This window comes from Pseudomonas sp. B6002, from assembly GCF_013385985.1.
GTDB lineage: Bacteria > Pseudomonadota > Gammaproteobacteria > Pseudomonadales > Pseudomonadaceae > Aquipseudomonas.
Genome location: NZ_JACAOY010000030.1, coordinates 15,221 through 22,403, shown reverse-complemented (window position 1 = coordinate 22,403; position 7,183 = coordinate 15,221). Strand labels below are relative to the sequence as shown.

Annotated in this window: 9 protein-coding genes; all 9 read left to right on the top strand. The window is 62.2% G+C overall.

Translation table 11 applies throughout. The annotated features are described in order from the left end of the window. Positions 1–217 precede the first annotated feature (217 nt). The 9 genes from HX792_RS27830 (at position 218) to flhB (ending at position 7,174) form a co-directional block, all read left to right on the top strand. Positions 218–1,567: a flagellar hook-length control protein FliK gene (locus tag HX792_RS27830; protein WP_176999084.1), complete on the top strand. Its 1,350-nt coding sequence runs from the start codon at positions 218–220 to the stop codon at positions 1,565–1,567. A 222-nt stretch (positions 1,568–1,789) separates the two neighbouring features. Next, positions 1,790–2,290: a flagellar basal body-associated protein FliL gene (gene fliL, locus HX792_RS27825; RefSeq protein ID WP_176999083.1), complete on the top strand. Its 501-nt coding sequence runs from the start codon at positions 1,790–1,792 to the stop codon at positions 2,288–2,290. A gap of 9 nt (positions 2,291–2,299) precedes the next feature. Then, positions 2,300–3,268 carry a flagellar motor switch protein FliM gene (gene fliM / locus HX792_RS27820; RefSeq protein ID WP_105523143.1) on the top strand — a complete coding sequence of 323 codons (969 nt, stop codon included), beginning with the start codon at positions 2,300–2,302 and terminating at the stop codon, positions 3,266–3,268. A gap of 46 nt (positions 3,269–3,314) precedes the next feature. Continuing rightward, entirely contained in the window at positions 3,315–3,782 is a 468-nt protein-coding gene (gene fliN / locus HX792_RS27815; protein ID WP_003192941.1) for a flagellar motor switch protein FliN, read from the top strand. Between the two features lies 1 nt (position 3,783). Next, positions 3,784–4,227, top strand: coding sequence for a flagellar biosynthetic protein FliO (fliO, locus tag HX792_RS27810; protein ID WP_176999082.1), 444 nt, complete (start codon positions 3,784–3,786; stop codon positions 4,225–4,227). Beyond that, a complete protein-coding gene (gene fliP / locus HX792_RS27805; RefSeq protein ID WP_176999081.1) occupies positions 4,227–4,970 on the top strand; it encodes a flagellar type III secretion system pore protein FliP in 744 nt (247 codons plus the stop codon). The genes fliO and fliP overlap by 1 nt, the downstream gene beginning before the upstream one ends. Positions 4,971–4,974: 4 nt before the next feature. Next, positions 4,975–5,244 carry a flagellar biosynthesis protein FliQ gene (gene fliQ / locus HX792_RS27800; protein WP_003214552.1) on the top strand — a complete coding sequence of 90 codons (270 nt, stop codon included), beginning with the start codon at positions 4,975–4,977 and terminating at the stop codon, positions 5,242–5,244. Between the two features lie 4 nt (positions 5,245–5,248). Next, positions 5,249–6,034 (top strand): flagellar biosynthetic protein FliR, encoded by a 786-nt coding sequence (gene fliR / locus HX792_RS27795; protein WP_176999080.1) that lies wholly within the window; start codon positions 5,249–5,251, stop codon positions 6,032–6,034. A gap of 3 nt (positions 6,035–6,037) precedes the next feature. Further along, entirely contained in the window at positions 6,038–7,174 is a 1,137-nt protein-coding gene (gene flhB, locus HX792_RS27790; RefSeq protein ID WP_176999079.1) for a flagellar biosynthesis protein FlhB, read from the top strand. Positions 7,175–7,183: the final 9 nt, after the last annotated feature.

Sequence of the window (7,183 nt, the reverse complement as noted above, 5' to 3'; positions counted from 1 at the left end):
CCGAGTGTTGGGGCAAGAGCCCTTTGCTTACTTTGGGCTGGGCCGGCATTCCGGCTTTTCCAAAGTGAGCCGCCGTAAGGGCGGAACCGTACTCAGCCATCACCCAAATAACGGATATGTACCCCGCAAACCCAACCAACCCCAAAACCTGGCCCGACTCTTGCTCTACCTCCCAATACTGCATCCCCGATCCCCAATGCAGTGGAGACCTTTACCTATGCCAGTCGCCCCGAACACCCTCCTTCAGGCTGCCCCCGCAGCCAAGCCTCAAGCGCCCGCCGCTACACCTCCGGCAGCGGCTGCGGCCCCACAGGACAAGGGCCCTGGCTTCGCTCAGGTGTTCGCCAGCCAAGGCACCAAGCCGACGGTAAAGACCGACGACACCCCGTCCAAACCTTCTCGTGACAAGACCTCCGACGCCAGCGCCAAGCCTGCTGACAACAGCAGCAAGCCTGCCGCCAGCACGCCAGCGGTTGCCGATAGCGGCAAACCCTTGCCTGCCACGCCACCGGCCAAGTCCGATGACAGCGCCAGCAGCGACGACGACAAACCCACCGACCCGTCCCTGGTCCAGCAACCTCCGGTTGACCCGGTGGTCGACCCCGCGCTGATCGCCACCGTCACCCCCGTGGCGGTCCCTGTGCCTGCGGTAACCCCGGCGCCGGCCGCTGCCCCGGATGAAAAGGCTCAACCCGTGGTTGCCCCGCCCGTCGCCGCCACCGACGAAGCCAAGCAACCCGCCTTCGACCCTTCCGCCGACCCACTGGACTCAATGCCGGCCGTGCGCCTGGCGATGGAGCAGGGCGGTCACGTCTCCGCCAGCAGCCAGACGCCGCAAAAAGCCGCGTCTGCGCCGACGCAGGACCAGCCGACCGCCGCGCAGAACTTCGCCGCAGGCCTGGCCAATATGGTCGACCAGCAAGCAGCCAAGGACAGCACCGACACCGGTGGCGACAAGACCTTCAACGGGCTCATCGACGGTGGCCTCAAGGACTTGAAGGACGCCAGCAGCGACACCCGTGTCGATGACTTCGCCAACCGTCTGGCGGCGCTGACCCAGGCCGCCACGCCGAAAACCGCAAACGCCTTGCCGCCCGTGGCCAACGCGCCGTTGGCGATGCACCAGAGCGGCTGGACCGAAGAAGTGGTCAACCGCGTGATGTACCTGTCGAGCGCCAACCTCAAGTCGGCCGAGATCCAGTTGCAGCCGGCAGAACTGGGGCGCCTGGACATCAAGGTCAACATGGCGGCCGACCAGCAGGCCCAGGTCACCTTTATGAGTGGCCATGCGGTAGTGCGTGAAGCGCTGGAAAGCCAGTCCGGCCGCCTGCGTGAGATGTTCGCGCAGCAGGGCATGGGGCAGGTGGACGTCAACGTTTCCGACCAGTCCCGTGGCTGGCAAGGTCAGGGCCAGGAGCAACAACAGCAGAACCAGGCTCGTGGCGTGAGTGGCCGCGGTGGCCGCGGTGATGGCGGCGATGCGGCGGACCACGCCGAAGTCGCAGCGGCCGTCGCGCCGGTCACCACCACCGTGATTGGCTCCAGCGCCGTCGACTACTACGCCTGACCCAAGCGCGATCACGGTCTAAATGTGGGAGCTGGCTTGCCTGCGATAGCGATATATCAGTCACAGAGATGTTGGCTGACCCACCGCCATCGCAGGCAAGCCAGCTCCCACATTTGATTAGCGTTGCCTGCTCTTCCCCCGAATGCCAGACAACTCTGGCATAACACTTGCTCTTGCCTTTCCGTAGATCTATGAATCCCCGAATAGTGACGGATTATTGGCATGGCGAAGAGCGACGACGCAGCAAAACCCCCGGCAGGTAAAGGCAAGCTCAAGCTTATCTTGTTGATTGTGCTGGGCCTGGTCCTGGCCATCGGCGCGTCGGTGGGCGGCACCTGGTACATCATGCACAGCAGTGCCAGCAAACCGGCCCCAGCCGCCGAAACCGCCACCAACGTCAAGCAACCGGCAATCTTCGAGCCGATGCTTCCGGCCTTTGTCGCCAACTTCAATCAGAACGGTCGTCAACGCTACCTGCAGGTGAGCATCACCTTGCTGGCACGTAACCAGGCGGACCTGGATGCGCTCAAAGTGCACATGCCGGTGATCCGCAACAACCTGGTGATGCTGTTCTCCGGGCAGAGCTTCGACAGCCTGGCCACCCCGGTGGGCCAGGAAATGCTGCGCCAGAAGGTCACTGCCAGCGTGCAGGAAGTGGCCCAGAAAGAGCTCGGCAAAGTCGTGGTCGAGCAGGCGCTCTTCACTAACTTCGTATTGCAGTAGGATCACGACATGGCCGTGCAAGACCTGCTGTCCCAGGATGAAATCGACGCGCTGTTGCATGGCGTCGACGATGGTCTGGTACAGACCGAAATGGCTGCCGAGCCCGGCAGCGTCAAAAGTTATGACCTGACCAGCCAGGATCGCATCGTCCGTGGACGCATGCCCACCCTGGAAATGATCAACGAGCGTTTCGCCCGCTACACCCGTATCAGCATGTTCAACATGCTGCGCCGTTCGGCGGACGTGGCGGTGGGCGGCGTGCAGGTGATGAAGTTCGGTGAATACGTGCACTCGCTGTACGTGCCCACCAGCCTCAACCTGGTCAAGATCAAGCCGTTGCGCGGCACTGCGCTGTTCATCCTCGACGCCAAGCTGGTGTTCAAGCTGGTGGACAACTTCTTCGGCGGCGACGGCCGTCACGCCAAGATCGAAGGGCGTGAGTTCACCCCGACCGAACTGCGTGTGGTGCGCATGGTGCTGGAGCAGGCCTTCATCGACTTGAAGGAAGCCTGGCAGGCGATCATGGAGGTCAATTTCGAGTACATCAACTCGGAAGTGAACCCGGCCATGGCCAACATCGTCGGCCCCAGCGAAGCCATTGTGGTGTCGACCTTCCACATCGAACTCGATGGCGGCGGCGGCGACCTGCACGTGACCATGCCGTACTCGATGATCGAGCCGGTGCGCGAAATGCTCGACGCCGGTTTCCAGTCCGACCTCGACGACCAGGACGAACGCTGGGTCAAGGCCCTGCGCGAAGACCTGTTGGATGTCGACGTACCGCTGAGCGCCACCGTGGCCCGTCGCCAGTTGCGCCTGCGCGACATCCTGCACATGCAGCCGGGTGACGTGATCCCTGTGGAACTGCCGGAAGAACTGATCATGCGCGCCAACGGCGTGCCGTCGTTCAAGGTCAAGCTCGGTTCCCACAAGGGCAACCTGGCGTTGCAAGTGGTCGAGCCGATCAACCGTCGCTGATCCGCCCTAATTTATTGATGAATTTTCGCTGCGCCGAGGACATGTAATGGCTACCGAACACGAAAACACTTCCGCCGAAGACCAGGCCCTGGCTGACGAGTGGGCTGCGGCCCTGGAAGAAACCGGCGATGTCGGCCAAGACGACATCGACGCACTGCTGGCTGCCGATGCCGCCACTGCACCGGCCGGCAACCGCCTGGCGATGGAAGAATTCGGCAGCGTGCCGAAGAACAACGACCCGGTGAGCCTCGATGGCCCGAACCTGGACGTGATCCTCGACATTCCGGTGTCGATCTCCATGGAAGTGGGCAGCACTGAAATCAACATCCGCAACCTGCTGCAACTGAACCAGGGTTCGGTGATCGAGCTCGACCGCCTGGCCGGTGAGCCGCTGGATGTGCTGGTCAACGGCACCCTGATCGCCCACGGCGAGGTGGTGGTGGTCAACGAGAAGTTCGGCATCCGCCTGACGGACGTGATCAGCCCGAGCGAACGCATCAAGAAGTTGCGCTGATATGAAGTATTCGATGGCGGGACTGTTTCTGGCGCTGCCATTGAGCGCCCTGGCGGCCGAGCCGGTGGCGCAAGCCGCGACGGCAGCGGCACCCGTGGTGAGCAGCGGCATCGGTGGGCAATTGACCCAACTGGTGCTGGGTTTGCTGCTGGTGGTTGGCCTGATCTTCGTGCTGGCCTGGCTGATGCGCCGCGTGCAGCGCATCGGGCCGGGCAACGGCCAGGTCATCGAGATGATCGGCTCGCGCGCCCTCGGCCCGCGGGACCGGTTGGTGCTGGTGCAAGTGGGTGATGAGCAGATTCTGCTTGGCATCACGCCCGGGCGCATCACCCCGTTGCACGTGCTCAAGACGCCGGTGGAAGTGGCCCAGACCCAGGCCGCCACACCCGAATTCGCCCAGCGCCTGATGGAGTTGCTGGGCAAGGATCAGAAGGATAAGAAGTAATGCGCGTTTTATTGACGCTCATGCTGTTGCTGGCCGCGCCGATGGCGATGGCCGCCGACCCGTTGTCGATTCCGGCGATTACCCTGGGCACCAACGCGGCCGGGGCCCAGGAATATTCGGTCAGCCTGCAGATCCTGCTGATCATGACGGCGCTGAGCTTTATCCCGGCGTTCGTCATGCTGATGACCAGCTTCACGCGGATCATCATCGTGTTCTCGATCCTGCGTCAGGCCCTGGGCCTGCAGCAGACGCCGTCGAACCAGATCCTCACCGGCATGGCCTTGTTCCTGACACTGTTCATCATGGCGCCAGTGTTCGACAAGGTGAACCAGCAAGCCCTGCAACCTTACCTGGCAGAAAAACTCACCGCCCAGGACGCCATCGACAAGGCCCAGGGCCCGATCAAGGACTTCATGCTGTCGCAGACCCGTTCGAGCGATCTTGAACTGTTCATGCGCCTGTCCAAGCGGACCGACATCGCCACCCCGGACCAGGCGCCGCTGACGATCCTGGTGCCGGCGTTTGTCACCTCTGAACTGAAGACCGCGTTCCAGATCGGCTTCATGATCTTTATCCCGTTCCTGATCATCGACCTGGTGGTGGCGAGCGTGCTGATGGCCATGGGTATGATGATGCTGTCGCCACTGATTATTTCGTTGCCGTTCAAGATCATGCTGTTCGTGCTGGTGGACGGCTGGGCGCTGATCATCGGCACCCTGGCCAGCAGTTTCGGCGGGGTATAGCGCGATGACGCCAGAAGTAGCGGTCGACCTGTTTCGTGAAGCGCTGTGGCTGACCACCATGATGGTTGCCGTGCTGGTGGTGCCCAGCCTGTTGGTGGGCCTGCTGGTGGCGATGTTCCAGGCCGCGACCCAGATCAACGAACAGACCTTGAGCTTTCTGCCGCGTTTGCTGGTGATGCTGATCACCTTGATCGTTGCCGGCCCATGGCTGGTGCAAACCTTTATGGAATACATCCTGCAGCTGTACGGCAGTATTCCGCAGTTGATCGGCTGACCGCATGCAGTCTGTGCTGGCATTGACCGACACCCAGATCAGCACCTGGGTGGCGTCATTCATCTTGCCGATGTTCCGTGTCACGGCCGTGCTGATGACCATGCCGGTGTTCGGCACCACCCTCGTGCCGCGCCGTATCCGCCTGTATTTCGCGTTCGCCATCACCGTGGTGATCGTGCCCGGGTTGCCGCCGATGCCGCCGGTGAATGCCCTGGACCTCAGTGCCTTGTTGCTGATTGCCGAGCAGATTTTGATCGGGGCGCTGCTGGGGTTCTCGCTGACGTTGTTTTTCCAGGCGTTCGTGATTGCCGGGCAGATTATCTCGATCCAGATGGGCATGGGCTTCGCGTCCATGGTCGACCCCACCAACGGCGTGTCGGTGGCGGTGATCGGGCAATTCTTGACCATGCTGGTGACCTTGATTTTCCTGGCCATGAACGGCCACCTGGTGGTGTTCGAGGTGATGACCGAGAGCTTCACCACCTTGCCGGTGGGGTCCGGACTGGTGGTCAGCCACTTCTGGGAGCTGGTCGGCCGGCTCAGTTGGGTGCTGGGCGCATCGTTGCTGCTGGTGCTGCCGGCAATCACTGCGTTGCTGGTGGTCAACATCGCGTTCGGTGTCATGACCCGTGCGGCGCCGCAGTTGAACATCTTCTCTATCGGTTTCCCGTTGACCCTGGTGCTGGGCATGGGGATTTTCTGGATCGGCATGGCCGACATTCTCAATCAGTATCAACCGCTGGCGACCGACGCCTTGCAGTTCTTACGTGATCTGGCACGGGCGCGTTGAGCCATGGCCGAGAGCGAGAGTGGTCAGGACAAGACAGAAGACCCCACGGAGAAACGTAAAAAGGACTCCCGGGAAAAGGGCGAGATTGCCCGCTCCAAAGAACTCAATACCCTGGCGGTGATGCTCGCCGGTGCCGGTGGCCTGCTGATCTACGGCGGTGGCCTGGCGTTGGACCTGATGGAGTTGATGAAGCTCAACTTCTCCCTGCCCCGCGAAGTGCTGCTCAGCCCAGGCGCCATGGGGCTGTACCTGCTGCACTCGGGAAAAATCGCGATTCTGGCGGTGCAACCGGTGCTGATTACGCTGCTGCTGGCGGCGTTGATCGGCCCGGTCTCCCTCGGCGGCTGGTTGTTTGCGCCCGGCAGCATGGCGCCAAAGTTCAGCCGTATGAACCCCGGGCCCGGGCTCAAGCGCATGTTTTCCAGCAAGGCGCTGGTGGAACTGCTCAAGGCCTTGGCCAAATTCATTCTGATCCTGTTTGTGGCGCTGACGGTGTTGTCATCCGACATTGATGATTTGCTGCGCATTGCCCATGAACCGCTGGAGTCGGCGATCATTCACAGCGTGCAATTGGTGGGCTGGAGTTCGCTGTGGATGGCCTGCGGGCTGATCATCATTGCCGCCGTGGATGCGCCGATCCAGCTGTGGGAAAGCCACAAGAAGCTGCTGATGACCAAGCAGGAAGTGCGCGACGAGCACAAGGACCAGGAAGGCCGCCCAGAGGTCAAGCAGCGCATTCGCCAGCTGCAGCGCGAGATGTCCCAGCGCAAGATGATGGCCGCAGTGCCCGACGCCGATGTGGTCATCACCAACCCGACCCACTATGCCGTGGCGCTCAAATACGACCCGGAGAAGGGCGGCGCGCCGATGCTGCTGGCCAAGGGCAGTGACTTCACCGCGCTGAAGATCCGCGAGATCGCGGTGGCCAACGACATCCTGCTGCTGGAATCGCCCGAGCTGGCGCGGTCGATCTTCTACTCCACTGATCTAGACCAGGAAATCCCGGCCGGGCTGTACCTGGCCGTGGCGCAGGTATTGGCCTACGTCTATCAGATCCGCCAGTACCGCGCGGGTAAGGGCAAGCGCCCGGACCCGCTCAAAGACCTGCCTATCCCCCCAGAGCTGCGCCGCGACTCCTGACAACCCGCT

Bases quoted from the DNA above. Each gene is read 5' to 3' on its own strand.
- fliM (WP_105523143.1), top strand. From the start codon at position 2,300: ATGGCCGTGCAAGACCTGCTGTCCCAGGATGAAATCGACGCGCTGTTG.
- fliO (WP_176999082.1), top strand. From the start codon at position 3,784: ATGAAGTATTCGATGGCGGGACTGTTTCTGGCGCTGCCATTGAGCGCC.
- HX792_RS27830 (WP_176999084.1), top strand. From the start codon at position 218: ATGCCAGTCGCCCCGAACACCCTCCTTCAGGCTGCCCCCGCAGCCAAG.
- fliN (WP_003192941.1), top strand. From the start codon at position 3,315: ATGGCTACCGAACACGAAAACACTTCCGCCGAAGACCAGGCCCTGGCT.
- fliQ (WP_003214552.1), top strand. From the start codon at position 4,975: ATGACGCCAGAAGTAGCGGTCGACCTGTTTCGTGAAGCGCTGTGGCTG.
- fliP (WP_176999081.1), top strand. From the start codon at position 4,227: ATGCGCGTTTTATTGACGCTCATGCTGTTGCTGGCCGCGCCGATGGCG.
- flhB (WP_176999079.1), top strand. From the start codon at position 6,038: ATGGCCGAGAGCGAGAGTGGTCAGGACAAGACAGAAGACCCCACGGAG.
- fliR (WP_176999080.1), top strand. From the start codon at position 5,249: ATGCAGTCTGTGCTGGCATTGACCGACACCCAGATCAGCACCTGGGTG.
- fliL (WP_176999083.1), top strand. From the start codon at position 1,790: ATGGCGAAGAGCGACGACGCAGCAAAACCCCCGGCAGGTAAAGGCAAG.